Annotated in this window: 24 protein-coding genes; 9 read left to right on the top strand and 15 right to left on the bottom strand. The window is 48.6% G+C overall.

The features are described 5' to 3' along the window. Nucleotides 1-604: hypothetical protein (locus tag M0L20_RS26080; protein WP_248480109.1), on the top strand; the 604-nt coding region annotated here is incomplete at its 5' end. Between the two features lie 257 nt (nt 605-861). On the opposite strand, the gene M0L20_RS26075 is transcribed toward M0L20_RS26080, so the two are convergent. The 4 genes from M0L20_RS26075 to M0L20_RS26060 all read right to left on the bottom strand — a co-directional run bounded on the left by M0L20_RS26075 (nt 862) and on the right by M0L20_RS26060 (nt 6,673). Then, a complete protein-coding gene (locus tag M0L20_RS26075; RefSeq protein WP_248480108.1) occupies nt 862-3,975 on the bottom strand; it encodes a cellulose binding domain-containing protein in 3,114 nt (1,037 codons plus the stop codon). 405 nt (nt 3,976-4,380) lie between these two features. After that, complete coding sequence (locus M0L20_RS26070) at nt 4,381-5,238, bottom strand: helix-hairpin-helix domain-containing protein (RefSeq protein ID WP_248480107.1); 858 nt, start codon at nt 5,236-5,238, stop codon at nt 4,381-4,383. Next, entirely contained in the window at nt 5,222-5,599 is a 378-nt protein-coding gene (locus M0L20_RS26065; RefSeq protein WP_248480106.1) for a VOC family protein, read from the bottom strand. Before M0L20_RS26065 ends, M0L20_RS26070 begins: the two co-directional genes overlap by 17 nt. Nucleotides 5,600-6,133: 534 nt before the next feature. Continuing rightward, a complete protein-coding gene (locus M0L20_RS26060) occupies nt 6,134-6,673 on the bottom strand; it encodes a hypothetical protein (RefSeq protein ID WP_248480105.1) in 540 nt (179 codons plus the stop codon). 613 nt (nt 6,674-7,286) lie between these two features. Between M0L20_RS26060 and M0L20_RS26055 the strand changes: the two genes are divergently transcribed. After that, nucleotides 7,287-8,330 carry a sodium:calcium antiporter gene (locus tag M0L20_RS26055; protein WP_248480104.1) on the top strand — a complete coding sequence of 348 codons (1,044 nt, stop codon included), beginning with the start codon at nt 7,287-7,289 and terminating at the stop codon, nt 8,328-8,330. A gap of 423 nt (nt 8,331-8,753) precedes the next feature. Here the strand turns inward: M0L20_RS26055 and M0L20_RS26050 are convergent, their stop codons facing one another. From M0L20_RS26050 to M0L20_RS26035, 5 genes are all read right to left on the bottom strand, one after another. After that, nucleotides 8,754-10,028 (bottom strand): flavin-containing monooxygenase, encoded by a 1,275-nt coding sequence (locus tag M0L20_RS26050; RefSeq protein WP_248480103.1) that lies wholly within the window; start codon nt 10,026-10,028, stop codon nt 8,754-8,756. Between the two features lie 219 nt (nt 10,029-10,247). Continuing rightward, nucleotides 10,248-11,024 carry an SDR family oxidoreductase gene (locus tag M0L20_RS26045; protein WP_248480102.1) on the bottom strand — a complete coding sequence of 259 codons (777 nt, stop codon included), beginning with the start codon at nt 11,022-11,024 and terminating at the stop codon, nt 10,248-10,250. A gap of 48 nt (nt 11,025-11,072) precedes the next feature. Next, nucleotides 11,073-11,651, bottom strand: a complete 579-nt coding sequence (locus tag M0L20_RS26040; RefSeq protein ID WP_248480101.1) for a TetR/AcrR family transcriptional regulator — start codon at nt 11,649-11,651, stop codon at nt 11,073-11,075. A gap of 442 nt (nt 11,652-12,093) precedes the next feature. After that, nucleotides 12,094-12,297 carry a LuxR C-terminal-related transcriptional regulator gene (locus M0L20_RS30420; protein ID WP_354004285.1) on the bottom strand — a complete coding sequence of 68 codons (204 nt, stop codon included), beginning with the start codon at nt 12,295-12,297 and terminating at the stop codon, nt 12,094-12,096. A gap of 214 nt (nt 12,298-12,511) precedes the next feature. Further along, nucleotides 12,512-13,288 carry a DUF5829 family protein gene (locus M0L20_RS26035; protein ID WP_248480100.1) on the bottom strand — a complete coding sequence of 259 codons (777 nt, stop codon included), beginning with the start codon at nt 13,286-13,288 and terminating at the stop codon, nt 12,512-12,514. Nucleotides 13,289-13,636: 348 nt separating this feature from the next. On the opposite strand from M0L20_RS26035, the gene M0L20_RS26030 reads away from it, so the two are divergent. Then, on the top strand, nt 13,637-14,485 hold the full coding sequence (locus M0L20_RS26030; protein ID WP_248480098.1) for a carboxylesterase family protein: 849 nt from the start codon (nt 13,637-13,639) through the stop codon (nt 14,483-14,485). Nucleotides 14,486-14,799: 314 nt separating this feature from the next. On the opposite strand, the gene M0L20_RS26025 is transcribed toward M0L20_RS26030, so the two are convergent. The 3 genes from M0L20_RS26025 to M0L20_RS26015 all read right to left on the bottom strand — a co-directional run bounded on the left by M0L20_RS26025 (nt 14,800) and on the right by M0L20_RS26015 (nt 19,251). After that, nucleotides 14,800-18,279 (bottom strand): carboxypeptidase regulatory-like domain-containing protein, encoded by a 3,480-nt coding sequence (locus M0L20_RS26025; RefSeq protein ID WP_248480096.1) that lies wholly within the window; start codon nt 18,277-18,279, stop codon nt 14,800-14,802. 343 nt (nt 18,280-18,622) lie between these two features. Further along, nucleotides 18,623-18,889 carry a helix-turn-helix domain-containing protein gene (locus M0L20_RS26020; protein ID WP_248480094.1) on the bottom strand — a complete coding sequence of 89 codons (267 nt, stop codon included), beginning with the start codon at nt 18,887-18,889 and terminating at the stop codon, nt 18,623-18,625. A gap of 50 nt (nt 18,890-18,939) precedes the next feature. After that, on the bottom strand, nt 18,940-19,251 hold the full coding sequence (locus tag M0L20_RS26015) for a hypothetical protein (protein ID WP_248480092.1): 312 nt from the start codon (nt 19,249-19,251) through the stop codon (nt 18,940-18,942). Nucleotides 19,252-19,802: 551 nt separating this feature from the next. Here M0L20_RS26015 and M0L20_RS26010 point away from each other — a divergent pair. From M0L20_RS26010 to M0L20_RS25985, 6 genes are all read left to right on the top strand, one after another. Next, the gene (locus M0L20_RS26010; RefSeq protein ID WP_248480090.1) at nt 19,803-20,123 is read left to right on the top strand and encodes a GNAT family N-acetyltransferase; all 321 of its coding nucleotides are present in this window, start codon (nt 19,803-19,805) and stop codon (nt 20,121-20,123) included. Nucleotides 20,124-20,236: 113 nt separating this feature from the next. After that, complete coding sequence (locus M0L20_RS26005; protein ID WP_354004284.1) at nt 20,237-20,599, top strand: DMT family transporter; 363 nt, start codon at nt 20,237-20,239, stop codon at nt 20,597-20,599. Between the two features lie 14 nt (nt 20,600-20,613). Continuing rightward, entirely contained in the window at nt 20,614-21,138 is a 525-nt protein-coding gene (locus M0L20_RS26000; RefSeq protein WP_248480088.1) for a GNAT family N-acetyltransferase, read from the top strand. Nucleotides 21,139-21,162: 24 nt separating this feature from the next. After that, complete coding sequence (locus M0L20_RS25995; RefSeq protein ID WP_248480086.1) at nt 21,163-22,035, top strand: DMT family transporter; 873 nt, start codon at nt 21,163-21,165, stop codon at nt 22,033-22,035. A gap of 237 nt (nt 22,036-22,272) precedes the next feature. After that, nucleotides 22,273-22,842 carry a Crp/Fnr family transcriptional regulator gene (locus M0L20_RS25990; protein WP_248480084.1) on the top strand — a complete coding sequence of 190 codons (570 nt, stop codon included), beginning with the start codon at nt 22,273-22,275 and terminating at the stop codon, nt 22,840-22,842. A gap of 78 nt (nt 22,843-22,920) precedes the next feature. Further along, on the top strand, nt 22,921-23,784 hold the full coding sequence (locus M0L20_RS25985; protein WP_248480082.1) for an SDR family oxidoreductase: 864 nt from the start codon (nt 22,921-22,923) through the stop codon (nt 23,782-23,784). A 252-nt stretch (nt 23,785-24,036) separates the two neighbouring features. Here the strand turns inward: M0L20_RS25985 and M0L20_RS25980 are convergent, their stop codons facing one another. The 3 genes from M0L20_RS25980 to M0L20_RS25970 all read right to left on the bottom strand — a co-directional run bounded on the left by M0L20_RS25980 (nt 24,037) and on the right by M0L20_RS25970 (nt 26,602). Then, the gene (locus M0L20_RS25980) at nt 24,037-24,510 is read right to left on the bottom strand and encodes a DUF6010 family protein (protein ID WP_248480081.1); all 474 of its coding nucleotides are present in this window, start codon (nt 24,508-24,510) and stop codon (nt 24,037-24,039) included. Between the two features lie 72 nt (nt 24,511-24,582). Next, on the bottom strand, nt 24,583-25,500 hold the full coding sequence (locus M0L20_RS25975) for a helix-turn-helix domain-containing protein (protein WP_248480080.1): 918 nt from the start codon (nt 25,498-25,500) through the stop codon (nt 24,583-24,585). Nucleotides 25,501-26,092: 592 nt separating this feature from the next. Next, nucleotides 26,093-26,602, bottom strand: a complete 510-nt coding sequence (locus M0L20_RS25970; RefSeq protein WP_248480079.1) for a DUF2306 domain-containing protein — start codon at nt 26,600-26,602, stop codon at nt 26,093-26,095. Nucleotides 26,603-26,749: the final 147 nt, after the last annotated feature.

Raw genomic sequence — 26,749 nt, 5'->3', positions numbered from 1 at the left:
GAAATCGCTTCGTTTACTCTTAGCATTACCTGTTCTTACTTCTAGCTTGTTCCTTGCCGCGTGTAAGAAAGAAGAAACCCAACCGCAAACTGCCTTGCCTGCCAATGGCTTGCTTGTCAATGGGAACATCGATCAAAGTGCACAAGGATGGTTTTTTGGCACTGATACAACAAAACCTACTAACCCAAACGAATATACGTCAGGAGCATCAACAGAAGCCTATTCATCTCCCGAGTACTCGCTAAAAATTAGCTGTAGTCAGGTAAAGGATACAGCAACTTTTTGCTATTACGGCCAGCAATCCATTCCGTTTAAGACGATTCCTATTGGGGCAAAATTAACGTTGACAGCTAAGATCAAAACAGCATTAGTGGGCCCAGGGGTATCGCTTGCTATTCGAGGTGATAAAGGCAATACGAGTGCTGTCGTTTTTGTCAGTTCTCAAGACAAAACGTCCATTACCGGAACAAGAGATTTTACCGAATACTCTGTAACTCTAGACTCTTTCCCTGGTGGAATAGATAACTTGTTTGTCTACTTGGTTTATCTACCAAAAACAACAGGCTTTGTCTATTTCGATGATTTGTCCCTGATGGTTAACTAAAATCCGTTTATGTAAAGACGTATGCTACGGATAGTTGTTGACAATTATTAAAAGAGATGGTCCAGTTAAACTTCCGAATCATAGATTCTTAATTCGCTCCTTGTCTCATATGGGAGCGTTTTTAAGAGACGAACAGTCTCGGTTACAGAGACGGCTATTGGGAATCTTTCCCTCTTACCATGCCTCTTTACCCTATCCCAAAAGCCCAGATCGGTTAGGATCTGGGCTAGGGGGTTGACGAGTGTGTCTCAAAAAAATCAGGGCCGGAGCAGCTTCACCTGCTGACGCTGGGTCGCTGTGCTCACATCTAATAGGAGAATACCCTGGGCGTTACCTACTGGCAAACTGACCCGCTCAACAGAACCAGCCTCCTTGATGATTTGGCCATGCAGGGTCTTGCCTTGCAGATCAACTAGTTTCAACTGCACCGATTGACCACTGACGCCACTGATCTCAACCTCCACCGATTGTCCAACGACCGGGTTACCCAGCACCCTCACCTGTAGCAGCGAGCCCAACTCCTGAGCTGCTTCCCGCCCACTGCCGTTACCACTCGGTTCGGTACCGTAGAAGATCACCCCGTTCTGGTAAGCCGTGATGCGGGCGTTGAGCGTATAAACGCTATTATTGATATACGAGTAGTCATCACTCTGCACAAACCGGCTGTAGTCCTGCTTGGTAGCCTGCACTTCCAAAGGACCCGAATCCCCGTTGGGCGCTAGACTACCGGCCTCTGCAGTGAAGCTGTACTCGATATAGCCTGTAGCGCCCTGACGCGGAGTCGCCAGCGCCACATAGCGCAGGTTGAGAGTATTCTGACCGATGGCTACGTAGTTCTTCTGAAAGTTCAGCGGAATGTTGTTTTCCGTCGTCAGCCAGTAGCGCAGGGTGATGGTGCCATACGGAATGGGCGTAGTGCCCGCGTTCTGTAGCAGCAGGTAGGGCTTGAGGGTGTTGTTGCCTAGCTGGCCGTTGTCAGGGTCGCGCGAGAGCACTTTGAGCGTGGTCGTTACTACCGTTACGGTCGCCGTAGCGGTGGGGCTGGTGCAGCCGTTGCGGGTGCAGGTGGCCGTAAAGCTCTGGGTACCTAGATTAGTCGTCGAGACCGCCAGCGTGGTGCTGTTACCCCCGTTCCAGCTGATGCTACCGGTTTGGCAACCCGACACCGTCAGGATCACATTGCCCGTATTCTGGGAGATGGTTAGACTCGACGCCCCGCCGGGGTAAGACCCGCCCGACTGAGTCACCAGCGTGGGGGCCTGGGGCGTGGGCTTGACTGCCACGGTTTGTGTAGCGGAGTTGCTACAGCCGTTGTTGTCTGTATAGCTGTAGCGCACCGACCGATTCCCCGCCGAAAGCTTGCCCGGATCCAGGACCGTAGCCGGTGAGCCATCAATGGCAAAGCTGCCTCCGGTAGGATTGCCTAGCGGGGCTAGCGTAACGGCGGTGGCGTCCTGACAGTAAGCGCTGGCCAGACCGACAATGCCAGGCGTGGGCAAGACATTCACCCTTAGAGTCGCCGTAGCCGTTGCTGAGCAACCGTTACTGCTGCTGGTGCCAGTGACTGAGTAAGCCCCACTTGCACTGATCAATAGGCTGGCGGTGGTAGCTCCCGTACTCCAGGTGTAAGAGTCAGCACCAGTCGCTATGAAACTCGCACTCTGTCCCTGGCAGATGGCTTGGGAGGTCGGATTGATGCTCACGCCGGGCACGAGGGTATTGCTGGTTACACGCGTTTGGGCTGTAGCCGAACAGCCGCCGGGCACAGTAACCGTCACGCTGTAAAGACCTGAATTAGTCACTAAAGCCGTGGCACTGCTGGCCGAGCTGGATTGGGCTTCCCCACTGTAGGTATAACTAGCACCGAAGGGGGCGCCGAAAGTCGTGAGGGTGACACTTTTTTTTACGCAGCTTAGCGGTTGGCTTTCAGGGCTCAAACGAACCGCATAAGGAGCATTGACCGTTAAGCTAAAAGCCGTTGTGGTTACGCTGTTGCAACTGCTGGTAACTACAGCCAAGTAGGAACCGCTTTGGCTGGTCTGTACGTCGGTTAGCGCTAGGGTGGCCGTCGTCTGCCCGCTCACCAGCTTGCCGTCTTTGTACCACTGATACGTTGGGCTACTTCCTGTCACCAAAATCGTGGCCGTAACGCTGGTACCAGCGCAGGTGGCCGAACGGCTGGGAGGAGGGCTGGTGACGGCTATTGGTTGACAGACGGAACCTTGATACTCGTACGCCCCAATGTCAATGGTGTTATTCAAAATGCGGGCGTTACCCGCCAAATCGCTCGTTGTTGGATTCACCTCATTGACGCCTGCATCAATGGCCGGGGATTGGTCGTTGAGCTGTAGGTCGGTATCGCTCATAAAGGGCGAACTGGTTATTATCTGATTGTTGCCTAAATCGGTGAAACCGGTTGTCCGGGCATCGATCAAACAATACCGCAGCAGGGTTTGATTGTCGCTTGTCAAATTGTAGAAAGCGAGTATAAACGTATTAGCGTACAGGATACAATTGGTTAGTACCGGGGCACACTTGTTCTGGTTGTAGACAAGTCCGCCCTGGGATGCGTTGCCATGAAAGCTGCAGTTGACCAGCAGTGGACTACTCGCATTCACATTGGCTATCGCCGAGCCCGCTGTGGTAGCATAGTTACCGATAAAGCTGCAATTAATTAATTTCGGACTGCTGAAGTTCTGATTGTACATCCCCGCCCCGGCAGAAACGCCTTGGTTATGCTGAAAGACGCAGTTAATAATGGTCGGACTACTGTTATCATTCAGTATTCCCCGCCCATTACCGCCCAGATCTGGGTCAAATCCGGTCGCTTCACCCGTGATAAAAAAACCGTCCAACAGCGCTGTACTACCTACGTTTTTATTAGAAATTAGCGATTCGGTATTCACGGCGGCTATGAGACCGGGCAGTAGCGTTACTGTGCCCAGTCTACCGGAGAGTATAGACGTGGGCTGGCCGTTAGGAAAAGATGAACGTTGGTCCGAGCTGGTTTCCGAACCAACGAAGCTACCATAGATGGCCACCCCGGTCTTCATCGAAAAGCTAATCGAAGCATCCAGGCTCGTGGTCGGTTTGTAGGTGCCCTGGGCCACCCAGACCTGCTCCCCGGCTTGCGAAGCGTTAATCATAGCCTGTAAATCGCCACTTGCGTTGGCCCACGAACTGCCATCGGCGGTACCACTGCCACCCGCTCTAACGTAGCGTACGATTGAATTGGGCGGATGAGGAGTGGAAGCAGAAAAATAAAAAGAGGAGTGGGCCCCTGGCGCACCCTCAGGCCTGGCCCAACCCGCCAGGGCAAGTAGCCAAAAGCCAAGCAATAGTGCTGGGCGAAACGGTAGAAATTGCTGCATTGATTGAGATAATTAGTTACGGGGGTAAAATAGGGCTAATCCGCTTTTACGACTGTGCCAAAAACCCTCACAGGCGTGCCAAAGGCATCGCCTGCGTAAAAAATGGTAGCGAGAACCCAATTTCCGCTGACTAAAGCATCAAGGCGTAGAACTTGGCCAATAGCCAAATCAGAAGCATGACTTCAAGCAAAGCTGGGCGGTTTGCTTCTATCCACACTGTATGGAGTCCTGAACCGAACGCCATGTTACCTTAAAATATGTCTCCCCCCTCCGAGTTATTTGCTGGTCCATAAGCCATCGAAGCCCGGCATGGGTGAGGCCGACCTTGCTAGTACAAATAATGTATTGGCAAGCCCCGTCGTCAGCTAGGAAGGAGAACAAAAGTGCACAGAGTTGAAGGCAAGGTTACTGCTTCTGCCCAAACTGCTTACGATACGCTATTGGTGTCATTCTGAATTCTTTTCTGAATAAGCGAATAAAAGCGCTCTCGTTCTCAAAGCCACATTGGGGAACAATATTGACTACGGTGGCATCTGATTTTTTTAATAATAAAGAGGCTTTCTTTAGTCGTAGTCGCGTGAGGTATTGCAGGGGTGTCAGTTCATAGGCACTGCGGAAGAGACGGATGAAATGATAGGGGGAGAGGTGGGCTAAGTCAGCCAGTTGAGCGATGGTGATTCTTTCTTGTGGATATTTGGTTATGTAGGCTAAGGCGAGTTTCAGTTTTTTATGCAGGTCTTTTTGGGTTGCCTCCTGCGTGGCCGGTATTTTTTTGCCCGTTTGATACTGAGCTAACACAAACCAAGGCTTCTTTGGCCGCGTAGAAGGATAGCCGTTTTTTTCGCGGAAGGCTTTGCGCTCGGGGGTGAAATCCCACCAATTAAGGTTACTGTTTGGGTGGTTGGCAAAATGGACCACAAGCCGAAACTGATCTTCAACACAGGGATCGGTCCATACCCCTTTTTCCAATTCGTATTGATCGGTGAGCTTTGCAGGGTCCTTTCCTTTCAGCTCGTGTAGGAAATAATAGCCCATCCAGATCAGGTCATGCGCGAAGCGTATGCCGATTGAGGGAAGACTTTGAAACTCAGATAACGCAAACAGCTCCATCGCCCTGATTTTTGAGGTAACAAGTAACGTCTGCAATACCTCTATGTTGTGCAGGTGCACTTCACTCTTTTTGATTTTCAGCGCCCGCAGCTTTTTCACTTCTGCGGGTGTTACTTTCAGTGAATTGAGTTTCTCTTTAGTAATGTTGGGCAAAAGTAAGCAGGTAATTATTGTTGTCGCGGAGCGAAAACTCAGTAGTGCCATAGAAGGTTTTCTCCAGGCCGGTGAGCACGGTTACGTGTTGGTTGATATTGGCATAAAACTGACGGATGTTATCCACGGTGATGTACAGCAAAAGCGACCCTCCGTCGGCACGACTCACCATCGGGTACTTGCCTTTAATGGTGGCAAAGCTCTGAAACATGAACGTGACACTTCCGTTCGCCATCATGGCGAATACCGTTTCGCCTTCGGGGGTAGTCACTTCATGAGTTATTGTAAAGCCAAGTTTGGTGTAAAAGGTGATGGTTGCCTGTAAGTCATTGACAAAGATGTTTGGCGAGATGGATTTCATAAAATGAACGCGTTGATAGTTTGTTTAAAAGTAGGGTAAAGGTGAAGGCGGAACTGTGCGGAAATTGCTAAAGTGGATTACGAGACAAGCGTTATTTTTGGACAATCAGTGTTGAGCAGTTCAACCGTCTAGTAAGTCGCCGACGTCGGTTGGGTACGCCATTCGGTTTTACGAACGGTCCCAATGACTTGTAGGCTGAACACAAAAAAGCCTGCCATCAGTTGAGGGCAGGCTTTCCGCCGCTCGGGCGGCCCCGTTCTATCCACACCATTAGACTCCTGCTCATAGGAGTCTATGATACGGGCAAGATAGAACAAGAACCGCTTAACTAGGAACGCGTCGGCGAGAATGACTTTCTATTGATGCATACTGGTCAAAAAGACTGGTTATTAGTCAGTATTCTATGGTTCCCAACCGGGTAAAAACCAGCATTATTTAAGAATGTATCTTTCGAGTATCAGTTTTACTCAATCCGTAGCATACGCCCTTTGGTTGGTCACTTCTCTCTTTTATCCCAAATCCGAGATTGATTCACTATTTGGAGTAGTGATCGATGTAAACTTTACTGACTTTACTCTGCTGAAAATGGACTTGAATCTGATCCATCTGATTTTGGCCAGTCGAGTACCCAAAATACCATTGTGACGATAAACGCATAGCCTCATCATACTTGGTGGATAGGTTTTTTGTCAGTAAAGAGATGTAGTCAAACTTATTCGTGTAACGGTCTATAGCCCGCACATTGATTAGTTTATTATACAAGTCTGAAACGGCATCGCCCACGCGCACCGATGTGTTAGCTTTTTGCTTTTCAGGCCATTGGGTAAGCTGTTGACCACTGTTTAAATAGATACTTTTGACTGTTTGGCCCTCGATGGTAATCTGCACACCAGAGTCAGTACCTGGCTTCTGATCAAGAAGAATGTACTGATAAAGCGGTAACTGATCCTTCAATAAAGACAGATCGGCAAATATGTTGCCGACTATGTTCAGATAGGTAACACCCTTGGTTAGGCGAAGGGCTTGAATTTTGGGATAAACACTGGCTGCGTCTTCACCAATTGTAATGCCCATATAAGTCCCTGTCTTGACACTATCCCGGACGATCCGGTAGGGTTCAGGCTCAGGCCCCACCGGTATAGGTTCAGTAGATAGCTTAGGTTGGCAACTCCAAATAAATAACAAGACTAGCAACGATCCACTATATTTCATAAGCATATAGGCTTTTACTGAAGGGACCAAAATTTAGGCGATAGAGTTGGAACGACACAGTTGTGGAAGTGGGTTGGTCGTTGCAAAACTTTGACAAACTTTTGTCATTCATTTATTTTGAAAACAAGGAGCCTTAACTGATACGGTTTACTTTTAGCATCGATCTTCAAATTCAATTAGCTACATACGCCTAGAAGCCGTCTAAGCGATTGTTACCCGTATCCAAGTTTACTATTCTTGGGAAAAGCACTCTTAGCCCATTTGTTTTCAAGAACGCTTCCGGGGAGGGGATCACGCCTACTTTTTCACCTGTAACAACGGAAGGCAAAACCGGTTTACTACCCTTCTGAACCCTCAGCTGGTCGGGAGTAAAATCGCTTTGCATAAAAGGGCGCTCCTGAACAAGCTAATAAATGAGTGGTTTAGCTAAAAAAACCGGCTCATACTCTCTTTATCATTCCAACTAAGCCACTTCATGTTCGATTCTTTTTCGCCCCTGGTTTTAGGCCTGATTTTCGTGGCAGCGGCCATCGTTGTCTGGCGGGCCGGTATAGTGTTATCAAACACCACAGATGCGCTGGACAAACACTACGGCCTGGGTGAAGCGCTTGGAGGAATCATCGTGCTGGCGATCGTGACCAATCTGCCCGAAATTGCCATCACCGTGAGCGCGGCCTTGAGTCATAAAGTCGAATTGGCGGTGGGAAATATTCTGGGGGGGATCGCTCTGCAAACAATGGTACTCGTACTTCTCGATGCCGTGGGCGTGGGCAATCAAACCACGCTTACGGCTAAACAGGCATCCCTCACACCCGTGCTAGAAGGCTCGCTGGTGATTGCCATGTTGACACTCGTGATCATGGGCCACCAGTTGCCCAAGGACCTTGTCTTTGCGCGCTTGACGCCGGATAGTATAGTTCTGGTGGGCATCTGGCTTGTCGGAGTATGGCTTATTGGCCGAGCTCATAAGGGCCTTCCCTGGCAGACTGAACCGCCAGGAAAGGCTGCTCAAAAAGAGCCCACCCATACTAATGAACGCCGTGTGAGCCAAACCCTGTGGCTGTTTAGTCTGGCAGCACTGGCGACACTGGCAGGCGGAGTGATGCTGGAAGAAAGTGGAGATGCAATGGCTAAGCAACTGGGGATGGATGGGGTGCTCTTTGGAGCAACAATACTGGCTGCGGCCACTTCCCTGCCCGAAGTTTCGACGGGGCTGGCTTCCATCAAAAACAAGAATTACACACTGGCCGTCAGCGATATATTTGGGGGCAACGCTTTCCTTCCCGTCTTGCTGGTGGTAGCAACGGTTATTTCAGGTAAGCCTGTACTACCGACCGCACAAAGAAGCGATATGTACCTTACGGGCTTGGGAATTATGGTTACTCTTCCTTACATCTGTGGGGCCTTGTTTCGCCCCAAACGCCAGATCATCCGCATGGGACTCGACTCATTCGCTGCACTGCTTATCTATCTTGTTGGCGCAGCTGGCTTGTTTATTATCGCCAGTACAGGGTCTTAGTAATTCGGGCGATTAACTAGGGAGACAGATAGAAAAGCATCGAGGTAGCGTCATTTCGGTTTCGTCAGTTGGCTTACGGTGGCATTATCTGCGCGTGGTCATTTCCGATATGCCTTTGGAAACACCCCTTTGTCTCAAGGAGGAGCCCAAGGTTGGGGTGGTTACTCTGAACCCTAGTCCATAGTTTACATTACAACCAAATACAATCGATTTGATTGATCTCGCCAAACAACACATAACTCGTGATCTAGTTCAAGCAGCGTGAATAGCCGTCTCATGGGGGAGCGAATTCTGAGACAATTGGTTTTTAACTTTAGTTTGTCGCATAAGATTTTGGGCAGTCAGGATTTGAGGCCGCATCAGCGCTTACGGAACGGTCCAATCGCCTGAATGGCAACCTTAGAATTCGTTCGCACGTTTTGTTTACTGACGGCCAAGGTAGCTGCTGTTTACAATGTGACCCACAATAAATTCTGCATCCTCTCTAATCCCCATGATTATTGCCGATTGCCGTTTCCTCAACCAAGGGAGCCCGATAAAATAAAGTCCGTTGACGACGCCAACCCCGTTTCGATGACTGGGTAACTTCTCTTCATTAAGCACGGGCAATGGCAGGTAGCTGAAGTCACCGCTAAATCCGGTAGTCCAGATGATCGAGGTAATAGCCTGCTCTACTAGATCCAGTTTAGTCAGATCAGACGCACAGGAGGCATCTTCATCCGGCACGTCATCCACATCAACGTCGGCAAGCGGAGCGAACACCTTATTTTTTTGAATGTACTCGTCGATGAGCTGTTTCACATGCCGGGAAAATTCGTCAGCATACTTGACGTTTGAAGATGTGTTGGGCTGAAAAAAAATAGTATTTGCCTCGGCTCTGTCCGCTCGGCCCAGTATGACGGCTCCACCTCTGGCTAGGGACTGTAAGCTCGAGGTCTTCCCTCGCTCCCCGGCCCCCGACACCTGCGGGTTTTTAAGCCTTAACAAAGACGGGTCAGTTATCTCATCAGTATGCGTATCATAAAACCCAATCTCAACCAGCCAGTCAAAAATATCTTTGCCCCGGTATCGTCTTGGGATCCGGCCAACCTGGGCCGTCGAGAGAAAAACGTTCCGCCCCGAACGCAGCAAATCTTGGGCGATCTGGGTTCCGGATTGAGCACTGCCTACCACCAGCACTTTCCCGTCAGGGAGTTGATGGGCATTTTTGTATTCACTAGCGTGTAGTTGCACTACCGACTTGGCTAATTGATTGGCGAAGCCGGGTATGCGAATCCTATTTTGACCACCCGAAGCGATAACAAGCTGTCGACTTAAGTAGGTTGTCTGTTTACCCGTTTCCGAGACGGTAACCCGAAAAATAGCTCGTTGCTGGTCTATATGCACGGACAATACCGAACAGTATTCTTTAACGGGCAACTTTTCCTGTTGTACATAGTTTTCCAGCGCTAAGGCAAATTCAGTTGCGCTAGCAAAAGCATCGGGGTCCTCAAAATAGGGTGCCTGGTGGGGAAGCAGATTTAATTTGTTGGCCGAGTTCATCTTAAACGAGTCCCACCGCTGGGAACGCCAGACTTCCCCGATTCGTCCCTGCTCAAAGACCAGATGGCTAATGCCTTGTTTGGCTAGATAAAAGCTGACGCAAATCCCGGCATGCCCCGCGCCAACAACAATTACCTCTAGTACGGGCTTATTCATAGGCAAATCTAATTAACGTGAACAGGGCTGTCTGATAAGCAGTCAGCCCTGCGTGGGGTAAGTAGCTAAGATCACTATTTCTTTTAAGTTAAAAAACAGAGCGTTTGGGGAGATTGTAGGTTTTTATAGATTACCCTCGTCGAGACCAACTTGATGAAAGTTATAAAGCCCAAAACGTTACACATTTTGGGCTTCGCTTTTAACTATGGTTGGACTATCTTAACTGACTACCGGTAAAGAACCACCATCAATGGCATAGATCGCTCCTGTAAGGTAGGCTGCAGATGGTGAAACAAGGAAGTGGACGAGTTGGGCTACCTCTTCTGGTTCTGCCATACGCCCCATAGGAATGCCGCCGGTTTGTGCCAACAGTTGTTTCATCCCTTCTTCTGCGGTGATACCGGCTGATGTTGCGTAATCGTTAATGAATCGTACCATAGGCGCCGTTTTAGTGGCACCAGGGGCAACCGTTAATACGCGTACACCCTTGCCAGCAAGTTCGGTTGCTAGCGCTTTACTGTAACTGTTTAGGGCCGCTTTGGAAACAGCGTACGCAAGATTCAAATTCCATAATGCTTGCTTACCCGCTACTGAGGAGATGTGTACAATGACTCCGCTTTCTTGCTCAATCATTTTTGGAATCAAAGTTCTATCCAGCCGAATGGCAGAGATTAGGTTAAGTTCTAATTCTTGCTCCCAATGCACATCGGTCAATGTGCTGTGGCCTCCACTAGGCGTAGTCAGTCCGCCTACGTTATTGATCAGAATATCTACACCACCGAATGCGTTATCGATCTCTTTGGCAAGTTGAGTGACCTGATTGGCATCCGTCAGATCTGCTGCAATGAAGTGGTGAGGAGTTTTGTCGGGGTTTGTTCTCGCAGTGACGATGACTTGTGCTCCTGCTTTTGCTAGTTCATCGGCGATCGCTTTGCCTATCCCTTTCGTACCACCGGTTACTAACGCTCTTTTTCCTTTGAGGTCTAATAGTTCCATTTTGTGTTCATTTTTTTGAAACAATTGTTTCAGAATTAGTCAAAAAATTTATTTAGATAATTGTTTAATGAAATACTCAGCCATACGCTTGATCTTGATCGGATCTTTGTGCAGAATGTAAGATTCATACCAACCCGTCCAGGTACTGTTGAAGTAATCAGCCAATAACGCCGGGTCTTCATCATTACTGATCTCTCCCTGATCCATTGCATTCTTGATTAGGTCGTGTAAAAACTGGTAAGCTCGCTGGTCATCCTGTACCAAAATCTCTTTGACACGCTGGTCATTGGTAGCAACTTCGAAGGCACTTTTAACCGCCATACAACTGAACTCACCGTTGATAATGATGTTTACCGCTTCGTGAATATAATCCACCAAGGTAGAGAATGGAGACCTTTCGCTTGCCAAACGCTTCTCCCAATCCTGTTTTCGCAGGTTGGTATAAAGCTGCACACAGCGTACGAACAGTTCTTGTTTATCACCAATTGTGTTATAAAGACTACTGCTGTTAATCTGCATAGCGTCGGTCAGGTCACGAAGCGAAGTAGCATTATAGCCCTTCTTCCAAAAAACTTGCATTGCTTTTTGTATCGCCAGTTCTTCGTTGAATTCTATGTTCCTAGCCATGATTGTCCAAAGGTACACTAATTTTGAAACATATGCTTCAAAATTAGTGTACCTTTGGCTTTTACTAATCAGTAAGACTGATGAACCTAGTGGAAAGCTGCAATTGGCAAACTGATCAAATAAGCTAAATGGCTTTCACTGGTTATCCTACAAACTGTTTCACTACTATCGGTGATTGATGATGAATTGTTTATCGTCAACCGAAGATGGATAAATGCGGCCGGGCCGCTGGATCGGTGAGAAGAGATGGTTTTAACCACTATGGGCTCGCTGAAAAATAGGACTTTTCCGCCGTCGGGCCATTGATAACTGTTTAGTTTTTTGCCAATCAACCAAGATTTGATCTTGGCGGACCCCAGTATGCATCGGCTGGTCGTACATTATCCGGAGGTTAATAAGAATAACGGAAACTTTAGTGATTACGATCTAATCATCCCTGTCACTAAAGGTATACGGATTTTGCTAGCTCAATTAACGCAGTCTCATCTTCGAGCTCCAATAGGCTGATCGTCAATTGCTGATGGCCCCTAATCGTACGATTACTCAACGATAGTCGCCTGGCAATGGCCTCTACTGACCAATTTTCCGCCAGTAACCGTACGATTTCTTTCTGTCGGTAGGATAACTTAGCCAGATCGTGATGCATCTCCCTGTGTTTTACGACTCGAATATACGATTATGAAAGCGCACAAATCGCTTGACATTGAGCTGTTCCATAGATGAGCTTTACACGAGACGGTGTTTTTAGTAGCTGTCCAATCTAATCCGTAGCATCTAGTTCATGAGCTCTAGTACCTCCCAGTCCAGATAACGAGATGGAAACCAATCCACTTACCCTTAGAACCAATCATCCCCCAGTTTCACTCATCCTTAAAAATCATCTTGGCGCGGTTTCCCTCTACCAGTAGAGCTATCTTTTGAGATGAATACGTTCCCTTGGACAGGGGTGCCCCTAGCAAAATGCTTATTTCCTTTGTTATGAAATGGGCTGACTCCCTCCAAGAATACCTGATCTGAAAATCTTCTTTCATAAATGAATTACCCTTTTTGGTGAAACCTATATCCAGGAGAGACTTACTCAGGTAAGACAATTTTTTACGGGATAAATTTAAGCTTACGGAAGTTATCTTATTGAAGCGCTTAGAGAGAAACTTTACGTAGTTTGGCCGTGATGTAGTGTATTGCCAATAGGAAATCTCTCTAGTCAACTCATATTCGGTAAAACCAGTATAATCCATCTCCTCTTTTGAGTTTTCAAACACCCAGACGGTAATGTTTAGCCCATCAACATTCGGTATGGATACAGAAGTAAACCGGGGATCTACTTGTCCATTATTGTTGGCTGTGGTATGATCCACATTCTTACTGTCCAATGTTTTTGCCCAGTAAGAATGCAATGAATCCAGAGTTCCTAATTTGTCAGTGGTGAACACTAATCCACCTTCGCCTACCTTATTGGCTTTGAGACCACCGGCTTTAAAAATTTCCAAATAATTATTGGTTCCCCTGATATACTTTCCAGTCCAGGATGTGCTCCCGGCACCCTGCGTTTGTTCACTGGACCAAGCAAAGTCTTTAGGTAAGTGTAACCGGTCGAATAAATAGGTGTAGGTCGAATCATCGACGACGACAAACAAATGGTTGAAGTGGAATTTTTTCTAAATCCGGAGCGATTGGCCGGTTTGGGCCAGTACGGCGAAGCCGCTAAGCATACTTAGGAGAAGAATGGCGTAGAAACGTGTCATTAGTAATTGAGTGGGAATAAATCAAATATAGTGACTGACTCTCTGAGAAGGGAATAGGTAGCGTTGGGTTAAACCTAGGAGAAAGAGTCGCCGGCCATCCGCTGCTGGCCACTAGAAAGGTAGTAAAATCAATCGTTTCGTTTAGGAGCGTATTGCGAAATGCTTCTGCCTGAGATGAAAGAGCATTCATGCGCTAATGATTAGTTACTTTTGCCAACACGGTAACTAATCAAAACCCAAATGACATCAACACTATCTTTTGCATTACTCGTTTTTGTCGCGTTACTAACCGCTTGTTCGAGCACTAAAAAACAGTTTGGCCAAGTTCTGGTCCGCAAATCGACCGATACCACCCGCTCTAAACAGGAAATTGCCAGAATCCGAGCTTTAGATAATGACCACTTTGAGGGGGCCAGTTTTGAAAAAGGGTCAATGGAAATTAAGTATCGCCTGTTCAAGCCCAACCAGCAACAATCAAAAGATACCCTAAGGCATCCCCTGGTCGTTGTCTATCATAGCTCGGGGCGGCCTGTAGGAAGGGATAACAAGGCTCAGCTTGGCATACTGCCCAAATTGTTTGCCAGTCCCCAGATCCAGAAAAGCTATCCTGCTTATGTGCTGGCTCCGCAATTCTCGACCCGTTCTTCGGACTACGTGATGGATACAACCAGAGGTGTACTGTGTTCAATACCTCGACCGTGCTTAGAGTCCGTATGGCAGCTTATTGATTCCCTCAAGTCAAGTCTACCCATCGATCATGAACGAATATATGCGGTTGGCTTTTCCATGGGTGCTTCAACGGTGATCAACTCGCTCTCGGCAAGAGCGGATCTATTCGCGGCAGGGATAAGTATTGCAGGCATTCCCCAATTTGATAAACTAGATCAGTTGAGATCGACGCCCATTTGGCTAATTCACGGCGTTGATGACACAGAAAACCCAATCACTAGTGACGAGCGGTTCTATAAGGAGATGCCCAGCAGGATTCTCTTTTGGAAGCTAGCTGATACGACTCATGACACTATTTTCACCACACAACTGTTGGGCGAGACGCTGCCGCAGTGGCTATTCAACCACCGTAAGAAGTGAATTTTTTTTATCTGGGTAGTGCAAACTAACCGTTGTTTGTTGCCCACAAAGGCTTCCATGAGCCGAAGCGGGTAAGGTAGTGATCTTGGGAAACTGCTTTCGAACGAAATGTTTGTGTATGAACAGAGGGTGTTTAAAAGCTTTCGTGTCTCAGGTATGAGCGTTATAGTGAGACGATTATTTTTTTATAGGCATTAACGCCAATTTGTAGATTTCTAGGCGTATGTTAGGGGGAATCCTGATTAAAATTCAGTATGAATAGGTAAGCTTGGAGTAAATCTATAATTACTACAATCCCTAGCATAGGTCGTCGTCTATCGTACCGGTAACTCCCAGGTAAACGACATGGGGACGCCTTCATTGGTTAAGCCTTGTAAAACGAATCGTAACCGTTTGGCGGTATCACTAAGCGGAAAGACGAGTCGGCCCAGGCCATCAGCATCAGTTTGTCCTATCGCCTGCCAATATAACACGTCTCGCTGGTCAATGGGCGAACCAATAGCAGGCTGTTCGTATCGGGGCACGTAAAACTCACGGGGGCTGGAATACCCAAACATGGTAGTTGATATGCTCGTGGGAAGATCCTTGACCGAGCTGCCTTCTTTGCGCGTATAAATGGCAATAACGCCATTAGCGCCACGGGCACCATAAATACCGGCGGTGGTCGGGTTGCGCAAGACCTCAACCCGGCTTACTTCCGAGGGACTAAGTCCTTGAATAACACTTTGATCATACACGTACACGCCGTCAATTAGAAATAAGGGTTCATTATCACCAAAGCTGCTATTGTTACGGGCGAGTAACAAGGTAACGCCAGGCATCTGCTTTAGTAAATCAGCCATGCTGGCAAATACACTACCCGGCTCTACAATCATCACATTGTCGGCCGTCCCATGTAGGCTGGACCGCTCTACATCTTTAGGACGTTCGGGAAGCATCGGTTTCATGGCCCGCACAAGCACTTCGGCTAACTGACGGGCCGTCGAGTCGCGATAAAAAGCCGGCCAGGCCAACTGACGCCTTCGGGCATCGGCCAGTTGATTAGATGGTGGTTGCCAGGGAGTTGGCGAAAAATCGGAGCGTAGGCCCGTTGAGCCCGGTTTGTCAATTGACAAGCGATATCCATTACTACCGACCACTCCGGCCCGTACCCCGACCGTATCGGACAGGAATAGCTTGTCCAGGCGAAACACCCCCTGCGGGTTGGTCATCAGGCTGTGGAGCATCTTCTGGCCGCCCTGTTCGAGAAGCACAACCACCGATTGTCCACTCACCCCTTTCCCCTGCCGCTCCCGTACCCGACCGCTCAGCGTCCATCCTCCTGTCGAATCGGCCGGTTGGCTGGCGGGGAGCCGACGCCAGCCCTGGGTGAGCAGCAGATTATCCAGATCAGCCACGTGCTTAGGTTCCAGATAGTAGCCCGGAGATTCAACCCAACCCGTTAGACCCGCTGTCAATAGCATATACGTCGGTAGATCAGCCCGGTTTGTATCGAGAGATAATTGGTCGGCATCGGTAATAGAAGCGGACCAGCTACCCACTACCGGATTACTATCGGCATTTCGTAACTGAAACCCCAGGGCTACCTGCTCTCGGGGATTATACCGTACTTTATTTAGTGTCACCCGCATCTGAACGCCCCCGCTGCGGTCAGGCACATAGACCAACCGCTCAGCCCGGGCATGACGCGTCGTATCCCAGAGGGTGAGCCGGCAGATCCCCGGAGGCAGCCCCGCCGTACTGAGCGCAAACTGAGCCTCTCCCTTCTGAAGCAGCCACTTCTGGCGGTAGACCAACTTCTCCCGACTTTGCAGCGTCAGGTAAACGGGCTGTTGGCTGTAGCGACCCGTGCCCCGCATGCGCACCGTCAGGCGGCTACTATCCGTTACCGCATCGACCGAAAGTGACCAGCCTTCGGATTCGAAAGCAGGCAGTGTTACAAGCTGTTGACTTGCGCCTGACTCTATGATCGCCCGATACTGCTGACCGGTTTGGGGCGTCAACGAAACCTGACCCATACCCAGGCCATTGGTGCGAAAGCGGGCTACTTCCCGGTCAGACTGGTCAACAATGCGCCCGCCAATAGCCCGTCCCCGTCCGTCAGGCGCGACGGCTTTGATGCCTAAACGGCTGGCATCGTTGGCCAGCCAACGCCCCCCTTCGGGCAGAAACTGCACATCCAGCGAATCCTCCACCGGGGCTTGTCGAGCCGTATGGGGCGAATAGGTTGGTCGGGTGAATCCTGACAGGGGTAAGAGATTATCAGACTGGGCCGTATAAATGGGAAAGGTACACGCAAAAGCCGGGTTATCGATTGATGGGTCCAACGCCGTAATCGCCCGCAACTGGTACTTACCCGCTGATAGGCTGTCAACCAACCGAAAATTACCCGATGCCCGGCCATCGGTTACGGCCAACCACTGATGCTGGACGGACTGACCCGTAGGGGCAATTAATTCCACCTGAAGCGTCGTTGCACCGGACCCAACAACAGGTAACTGCCGGGCGGCATCCACCACATAGGCACTGAACCAGAGTTGATCCCCAACGACGTAAAACGATTTATCGGTGTGCAGGTAAACCAGCGGTGCCGTTCGCTCGTAGTCGCGTTTACGAAACCGGGTCAGCGAATCCAGGTTAGCATCGGCTCCTCCGATCCGTCCGCTCCCGACGCTATTGGCCAGCAGCATTTCGCTGGTCGGGGGATTCCAGTCAGCCGGTAGCAATGTGGCCAGACGATCATTGCCCATGTACCCCCGCACATCCAGCCCGTTGCTGCTAGTGACCCACCCGTTGGTGTTCATTTCCAGACGGCCATTGGGCAGTAACAGCATTGAATAGGCATAAGGCGAATCGTGGTAGGGCGAATTAGCGGCATAGACCCGGTCGTAATAGACCTCCAGAGGCTGGTCGCTGATGAGTTGCCGTTCGAAGGAGAGTCCGCCGGATTTAAACAGAGCTACGGCTTTTTGCGGGTCAATGTGCTGCCGCTGCTGAGTGCGGACAAAGGGCATAATCCGGTCGGTGCCTTCGTCGGTCAGGGGGCTGCGGTAAACCCGGTAACCTGCTTGTTCGTGGGTTCCCGCCAGCAGGCTGGCCAGCAAGTGCTGGATCGACCCCTGATAAACGGCTATCCGGTTGGTCTGCCAGCGGGTCTTTTGGCGGGCATCGGCAGCCGTCATTTCCTCAAACCGACTTGTACCCGCAAACTGCATTTTCCCCCGGTAAAGATCGAAGTACAGCAAATTGTAATAGATGCGGTAGCCCAAGGCTTCGTTTTCAATGAGGAGGGGTTCGTTGGCCTGAGCTTGTAGGTGGCCCTTTTCTTCCTGAAACGACAGCACATTGGCATTGGTTATACGGCACTGGCGGGCCTGGGGTCGGTACCCGAGTAGCTCCCGGCGGAAAACGTTTACCTGGCGCAACCAGTTTTTATCGTGTCGTGCCTTTACCGTTACGCCGGCCAGCGACTGGTCGGCGGGTTCCAATTTGAGGTCCAGCGTACGCTGGCGCGTATCGGTCAACCGTATTGGCAAACGAGCGGTCTTATATCCAAGGACGGAACTCACCAATTCCTGATTACCCAAGGGCACCGCCGTTAGTTTGTAAACGCCGTTCTGATCGGCATTTGTCCCCTGCGAACTGTTGTTGAGGTAGATGGTGGCGAACGGCAATGGTTCGCCTGATTTAGCGTCGAGGATTCGGCCTGTCAAAGAGGCCGTTGGCGTTTGGGCGAAAGCGAGCTTGAGTGAAAGCCACAGGAGTAGTCCCATTCTGGCGGAAAACGCTTTCATACTGGCCTGAAAGTAAAAACGGATTCGAACGAGCTAGCGTCCACCTCTACGTTTATGATGACTTAAGCAATTAGCCTACCTGGTCTACTCATTAGGATAACCTACCCGTTCTTATAATCCTAGTTAGACGGCGCTTTACTTGCTTTACAGTACGTCGCATGCTATTGATTGAGCCGCGGTGGCCGACCACTTGACACATTTAAAACTGGCCGTCTAATTAAACGCCCCATTTATGGAGCATTTTTGAGATAACAGAAAGAATTACCGAGCCAATAACTGCTTTGACAACTTCGTTACTATTGAACCAGGGGCTACATTGTAACTCGATGATCGATGAAAGCTGTTAAGCGATGGCTTTAGGTACCGTTAAAATATCTTCACCCAGCGCTTCTTCAATTCGAATAATGGTTTTCAGCTCTAAGTTATGAGTACCACTAACCCACTTGCTGATCTCAGATTCTGATTTATGCAGGGCAACCGCTAAGTCTTTTTGGGTCATACCCTTTTGTTCAAGAATAGCATGAATGCGATCCGCTACATCTAGCATCTTGTTAACTAAACGCCTAGTCTCCTCAGGCGTTCGAGCGGCAATCCGGTCGAAGGCGTCCATATAGATATGTTTAATTAATCCAGTAGTTTAATCGTTTCTAAATCCACTATCTACTTGCCATCCAGTACTAGTTCGCCGGACTGGATCAATTCGATTAATTGCTGAGCCATCCTACTAGCAAATCGAAAGTAAACCATTCGTTCAGGACTATTCTGTACCGTCTGACTCGTTTTTCGACCCCCATTAACTAAGATGACAATCTCATCCGATAGCCGAATACAATACAAGCGGAGCTGACAGTAGCTATTACCTAACTTTGCCATAATCTTGGCAGGAGGGGGTAGAGCAGCCGCATCATTCTCAAAGCGGAAATATCGACTTTTGGCTCCCCGGTTCTGGCCAATTTCTTGAATCCAAGCCACTAACAAATTTAAATCGTTTACTAACGTGGGTTCGTTTTCAAAACGAGAAAAGAACGCATCGGTTTCAGGTTGCTCTCTACCTTTAATCCAAAAGGTAGAGTAAGCTACCTGTTTAAACGTCTTAAATAATCGAATCGTTACAAACTTCTTCACTTTAAAGTTAAGTATTGGGCGAATGTATCGGCTATCATTGACTAAATCAACTAATTTATTTAGCTGTAACTGGGTCAAATTTTAAGCTTATGTATCTTGCCACGAATCATGGCTGAGCATTGGTCATTCGTCTCATTTTGGAGCGTTTGCTGCTAAAATAGCCTAGTCGTTAATCAACGAATCAAACCGGACTTTCCATTATACTCAAACTGGACTATGTCAATAATCCGGTACTCCACTAATTTTGCGGCATATACGAAGAAAATTTACATAGATTATACCATTCGGGTATGTGTTGGGGCTGATCTTAATTCGATTGTCGAGCTATGCGCTCGGCATGCCGCCTATGAAAAAGTAGAGTACAGTGTGAAGGGAAAAAAGAAGGGCTGTGGGCTGCATTGTTCTCAACTAACCCAGTTCTGAATTGCCTGGTCGTAGAAGTAGCCGGTAAGCTGATCGGTTTCAGCACATATACCTTCGATTTTTCTACCTGGGACGCCCAGAAATTCATCTACCTGGATTGCCTGTATCTGGATGATGATTATCGGAGTTATGGAATCGGCGCGGTGCTGATGGATAAGGTCAAGCAAGCCGGACAGCAGGCCAATTGTGTGAACATGCAATGGCAGACCCCGGATTTCAATGTGCGGGCGATCAAGTTCTATGATCGAATTGGCGGCATCGGCAAAACCAAAGTTCGATACACCTTGCCGCTCTAACCTGGCTGTTCAGCCGGAATACGGTTGAACGGAGGCCGGAAAAATAGTATCTTTGCACCGTGATAAGCGCCCGTCTGGGTAGCCTATCAATCAGGAGGACGACCTCCCCCACAGTGGGAAACGATCCGGGACGGCCCGACCTAATCACGGTCAATGCCATGTCCTGGATTTATTTGTTTTTAGCGGGCCTGCTGGAAATTATATGGGCCTCCTTCATGAAACAGTCGGCAGGTTTCACCCGACTTGTTCCCTCCCTGATTACCGCTGTTGCCCTGATCGACAGTTTTGTCCTGTTGGCCTTGGCCATGCGTACCCTTCCCCTAGGCACCGCTTACACTGTCTGGACGGGCATCGGTGCGGTAGGTGCCTTTCTGGTGGGTATCTGGATATTTGGCGAACCCGTCAACGCGGCTCGCCTGATCGCTGCCGGGCTGATTGTAGCTGGGCTGTTGTTGATGAAACTTTCTTCAAGATAAACATATGGATGAACATGGAACCAATCACAATTCGTAAAGCCGAAGGGAGCGACCTGGCCACGGTGCAGCAGATCGGACGAGAAACCTTTTTTGAGACGTTTGCTGCGGCTAACACCGAAGCCGATATGCAAAAATATCTGCGGGAAAATTTTAGTGATGCCAACGTTTCGGCGGAGCTGAGCAACCCCGATTCTGAATTCTTCATTGCCTTAGAGGGCGAAGCGCCCGTTGGCTATCTGAAGATCAATACTGGTCAGGCACAAACTGAACCACAAGGCGAAACGGCCTTGGAGATCGAGCGCATTTACGTCAAGAATGCCTATCACGGCAAAAAGGTGGGGCAACTGCTCTATGAGCAGGCATTGACGATTGCCCGGAAGCAAAACAAAACCCGCCTATGGCTGGGTGTTTGGGAAGAAAACCCGAAAGCAATCCGCTTCTATGAAAAGAATGGATTTGTCGCCTTCGACAAACACATCTTCCAATTTGGCGATGACGCCCAAACCGACATACTGATGAAAAAGGAACTGGCTGATTAGTTGGCCAGCGTCGCATTCCCTATAATGGCCATAAATAAAAAGAATCTGTTTATTCTGCTGCTGATTATCGGAACCGCTTTTTGGGGCATCTCCTTCCCGTTGGTCAAAAGCGGAGTCGGCTCGTCGGCCCCCTTTGTGTTCCTGGCCTATCGGTTCTGCCTAGCAGCGCTGGCCATGCTGTTGCTTTTTCCAGCCAGCATTCGCCAGTTCGATGCGGATACATTCCGAACAGCCGCCTTTTTAGCCGTGCCGCTATTTCTGGGCATCGTGCCACAGACCTACGGCCTGAAATACAGCCCCTCCGGGCAGTGTGCTTTCGTTGCGGGGCTGTGTGTGGTCACGCTTCCGGTGGTGAATCGATTGGTCTATCGAAAGCCGATTGCGGCAAACCTATTGTTGGCTTCGCTGATGGCGGTTGCCGGGTTGTACATTATCTCAATCAAGGACGGCTTTTCGATTGGCCTAGGCGATATCTATACGCTGTTGGGAACAGTTGGCTTTGCCTTTTACCTCATCAACGTATCGAAATACTCGTCAGCTCCAACTTTGATTCCTTCGGTCACACTGATGTTTGTGCTGTGTAGTCTGCTAGCTTTTGCCATGGCCGCTTTCAGCCCGGATTCTCAATGGATCACGACCGATAAGCATTTCTGGGTTGGTGTAGCTTTTTCAAGCCTGCTGTCTACGGCCTACATGTATTCGGTTTCCAATAAAGCCCAACAATATATCGAAGCCGAGAAGGTGGCACTCATCTATCTATTTGAGCCCATTTTCGCTTCAGCTGCGGCTTTTCTTCTCTTAGGGGAGCCCTTCACATGGCGGCTCTTATTGGGCGGATCATTAATTATCGCTGCCACCTTGGTCTCCGAGTTGAAAACGTGGAAAAGTGTTTCTTGAAACGGCTAGTTTTTGAAGCAGATACAATAGGCTCTTCGTTGGTCTTAGATAGTAGTTCTTTTTGAGAACTTTCCCAAAACAATGGCTTTCTCTCAGATTAAAATCTGTCCAGCATCCGATCTGCTTTCAGTATACAGACAGTAGCTGCAATTTGTAACCCCAAAGAATAAATCTTGATAAACCCGTTTTTTACCAAATGGTAAATGAACCGGCTACCACTCCTCCTATCTTTAACCGATGGAGGAAATGTTTGATTATATTCTACAGTTTGGCGATTTGAACAAACAACAAATTGAGCTCATTGCCAGCAAAGCAACGCAACTGGAACTTCATAAAGACGAGTATTTTTCGGAGGCTGGTAAAGTACCCAGATATACCGGTTTTATTCTACAAGGCGTCTTCCGCTTTTGTTACTACAACAATAAGGGCGAAGAGATAACCAATAATTTTGTTGAGGCCAACAGCTTTGTGGTAGACTATCCAAAATTTGAAGCGAACGTAGCCTCTTCCGAATATATCCAGGCCGTTACGGACTGTAAATTGATCGTTTTCACCAGAAAACATTGGGAAGAGCTGTTGAACATCATCGTAGGCTGGGACAAGATAGTCGCCAAAATTTACCAAAAGTGTCTGCTGGAAGCAATTGACAGGAGAAGTCCGTTGGTTTCAGAAGATGCGACTACGCGTTATTTATCCTTTATCGAAAGATTCCCCTCACTGGCCAATCAGGTTCCCCTGGCTTATATCGCTTCGTATCTGGGAATCACCCAACAATCGTTGAGCAGGATCAGAAGAAACATCCGCTAAAATCGCTTTTTACCAATTGGTAAATAGTTTCTTGTTACGACGACGAACCTTTGTGTCATTGATTTAACCAGTAGAATAATGAACAAAAAAGTCGTATTGATTACAGGAACCAACAGTGGGTTTGGATGGCTAACGGCCCATAGTGTGGCCGCGTTGGGACACAACGTGTATGCTACCATGAGAGATACTACCGGTAAAAATGCCGATAAAGCAAAAGCGCTGACAGCGGTAGAAAACATCACGGTGCTGGACGTAACATTAACCGATGAACTCAGTGTAAACAAGGCGGTGGACACCATCATCGCTGCGGAAGGAAGAATCGATGTATTGGTCAATAATGCCGGCGTTTCGATGTTTGGGGTGGCGGAAAGTGCAACGACCGACGATGTTCAACGCATGTTCGAGGTGAATGTATTTGCCCCCTGGCGACTAATGAAACGAGTGTTGCCCTTTATGCGTCAACAAGCAGAGGGCTTAATCATCAATGTATCCAGTGGTTTCGGCACATTCTCTGGTCCATTTTCAACGGTGTATAGTGCGACAAAGTTTGGGCTGGAAGGCTTGAGTGAAGGGTTGCATTATGAAGTGAGACCCTTAGGGGTCGATGTAGCCATTATTCAACCCGGAACGTTTCCGACCGAAATGGCGCAAAAACTCCAGTCCGGCTCAGATACCTCTGTGGTTGCCGGTTATGACAGGATCGCTGAAGTCCAAAATAAGATGTTTGCCGCCATCGGGCAGCTCTTCGAAACCGTAAAACCTAACCCGCAAGAGGTCGCCGATTCAGTGGTGAAGCTGATGGGTTTACCCAAGGGGAAACGTCCCTTACGAACGGTGGTCGATCCATCCACCGGTGATATAGTGAAAACAGCCAACGAGGCTGTGCAGGTGGAATACGCAAAAGCCTTGACCGCATTTGGTATGCAGGATTTGTTGGTATAGACTGGTATTGTAATCACAATACCGGTTGCCTTAAAAGCTCGATACTTTCCAGGTTACGATCATAGACGTTTCAAGAGATGTGTAATTACAGGTGTTGACCACATCGACTAGCCTCTGATTCGTGCCTACGGCTGTTTTGGTGCCAAATTTTCAAGCGATTAATTTCTCGGTTGCTCTCTTGAAGTTAAAAGGTCGAAAAAGCACCCAGTAGCTACTTAACGGGCCTACTGGGTGCTTTCAGATAGTACTCATTTAAGTTTCCACTTGTTCAGATTTACCTAATCCGGCAGTTGCTTTACCCTGACTCGTTCGTCCAGCTAGTAGCCCGTTAAGTACAGTTGGCGCACCAGCGAAAAACCAGAGCGCCAGGATGGTGTCGCAGACCGCGCAGCCCGCTGATGAGCTTGGTTCAAACGGCACAATCGGGTTAGCGTACAGGTGGTGCACGACATCCCAACTGGTATGCAGTAACCATCCGATGCCAAGATAGGCATAATTTGACAAGCCCTTATAGGCGACAAAAGTCATCAAACTACAGAAGCCAAACTCCCACAAGCCTAACCCACTACTTAAGTAAGCGGCCCCCGCTCCGGCCACGATGATGGCACTCAGTCGCTGACGGTTGGGTTCTCTAAGCAGCGAGGAAAGGCTAATGTATACAAGGGCAATACCGACGGCGGCTAGTGCGGCCATGAGCGTAAAATCGGGAACGTGATGCGTATCCATGAAACGAACGATTAATGATCTACAAAAATCGGTATCCCTTAGCCTAGCTGGCTAGGACAGGTAAGCTCTATATTAGGACGTTTCAATCATGCTACGAAAGGCAAGGGGCGTTACGCCAGCGTGTTTTTTAAATAGACGACTGAAATAAGACGGGTCAAAGATGCCTACCAGAGCGGCTATCTCGCTGACAGGAAGCTGAGTTTGGTGGAGTAACACTTTGGCTTCTAGCACCAACGCTTCGTCAATCCATTGGGAAGGGGATTTGCCCGTTGTTGCTTTTACCACCTTGTTTAGATGATTCGGCGAGATGGAAAGCAACGTTGCATAATCGCTCACTAAGTGGTAGGTTCGTAGGTACGTAAATAGCCGGTCTATGAACTGGTTCGTCAGCAGCAGGGCTTGGGTTGGGGGGCTAGTCAGTAGGGACTGGTGCGCCTGCTTGATTTCGCAAAGCAGCGTGATTAACCCAGCCTGAATGCGATCAGGCTGGGTTAAGCCGTCGGCGGTATAGTGGTGCAACAGGCGGCTGAGCAGGTGGGTCACGAATTGGGACGTCGATCCATCGACCCGCACGTGGGGGTTACCCCAGACCTGCAAAAACTCCAGCTCATTCAAAAAATCCGGTCGGGCAAACCGATCGATGATAAAGTCATTATGGAAGTTGCAAAGGTAGCCTCGGTTGGGCTCCACTTGGTCAAATGAAAACACTTGCCCGGCTGGCACAAACAGGCATTGATGCGGCCTGATCTGGTAGGCTTGAGACCCCACCTGCATCAACGCCTGGCCTTCTTCCAAAAATAGCATCAGGTGATTGGTAATGCGCGTAGGGGGAATGGGCAAAGTCATACGCTGACTCATGGCTTCAAGCGGGACGATGAAGAAGCGGCTAACGTCAGCGTTAAGCACCCAGTTGGTCGGTGAACCGGGCTGAACATAGCGTTCAAGAAATGACTCTCCACTGAAGGAATTGACGCGGTTGATCTCCTTCATTAGTTGCTATAAACGATGGGTTGTATTTATTAAAGGTCTGGCGACGAGTACCCCTTTATTTGTATAACCAGAAATTAGGGCCACGCTGGCAAAGTTACTGGGCGAACGTACTAACTGTTTTTAGAAGTCTGAGGGCCAGCATTATTTCTGAATAAGCTGCTGTCTAAACGCCTGATTTAACTAGCCTTTACGCAACTTTCATTGTTTCAAGTGGGAGCGTTTTTATTAGACGATTGGTTTTACTAGCTTTCCTGTAACCCTCCAGCATGGGCCGAGCCCTTGCCGCTGATCGGTTGCGGTTAGTATAAACTGCGTCAGGTTCAAGCCAGTAAACTAGTAGCTAATCCGTATTTGGTTAGCATCAGGTTGATTATACAACAATAAACAGGTTCTCTTACTCACCATATGGAAGTCCATAGCGCTTGAAAGATTGAACAAGCTATTCCTAAAAATTTTTGATAAAGGACTGTTATGTCCGTTACGTGGCGAAAAAGACGGCGGCCGTCGCACGGCTTTGTGTTAACTGCCCTAATGTCTGTCTACTTCAATCTGTGGACAGACATTATACTTTCTAAGCATACCGGGAGGATTATTAGTTAAGGCTTCTCCCATCGGATGCAGATTTGGGTACGTAGTCCCAATTAGGAAGCCGAGAAGCATTCTGCCGAATCAGATAGCCTCCTAAGACGGCGGTCAACAACATCGAAATAACGACAACTGGCCAAAACTTACCCATCGGCAGAAGTCGAGTGAATGTTTCAGCCCAAAAACCGGCATACAGACCGACTACCGACCAACTCATGAAATTGTAATGCCAAAAAATCCATCTGCGGATTCGCTTTCGCAGATAGACGGGAATCATACCTACATTCAAACCAAGCAAGCTCATGGCGGCTAGCCAGTGAAATGGACCGAATTTACCCGTCAAATGATAAACCTGAAAAGCCGTAACATTAAGGGTGAGCATGCTGGCGATATAGGTGTATCCGACTCGTTTATGAAACAGACCACCTTTTGGATTTAAGAAAACAAGGGTACCGGTTAGTATGGCCAGTAAAGCCGCCCAAAGATGAACTAAGCCGGCCGTAGAATGAAATAGCATAAGAAATGACTAAATAAATGGATGAGGTAAAACTAATTCTTAGACTCGCTTTCTGCCGCCTTATTTAGGATAAACTTGGCTTATCAACGTGTCAATGGGCTACTTTGTAGTGTGAAAAACAAACGGAACGCTAATGATAGGTCAAAA

Source organism: Spirosoma liriopis, assembly GCF_023196085.1.
Taxonomy (GTDB): domain Bacteria; phylum Bacteroidota; class Bacteroidia; order Cytophagales; family Spirosomataceae; genus Spirosoma; species Spirosoma oryzicola.
This window is presented reverse-complemented; position numbering and strand designations above follow the sequence as displayed.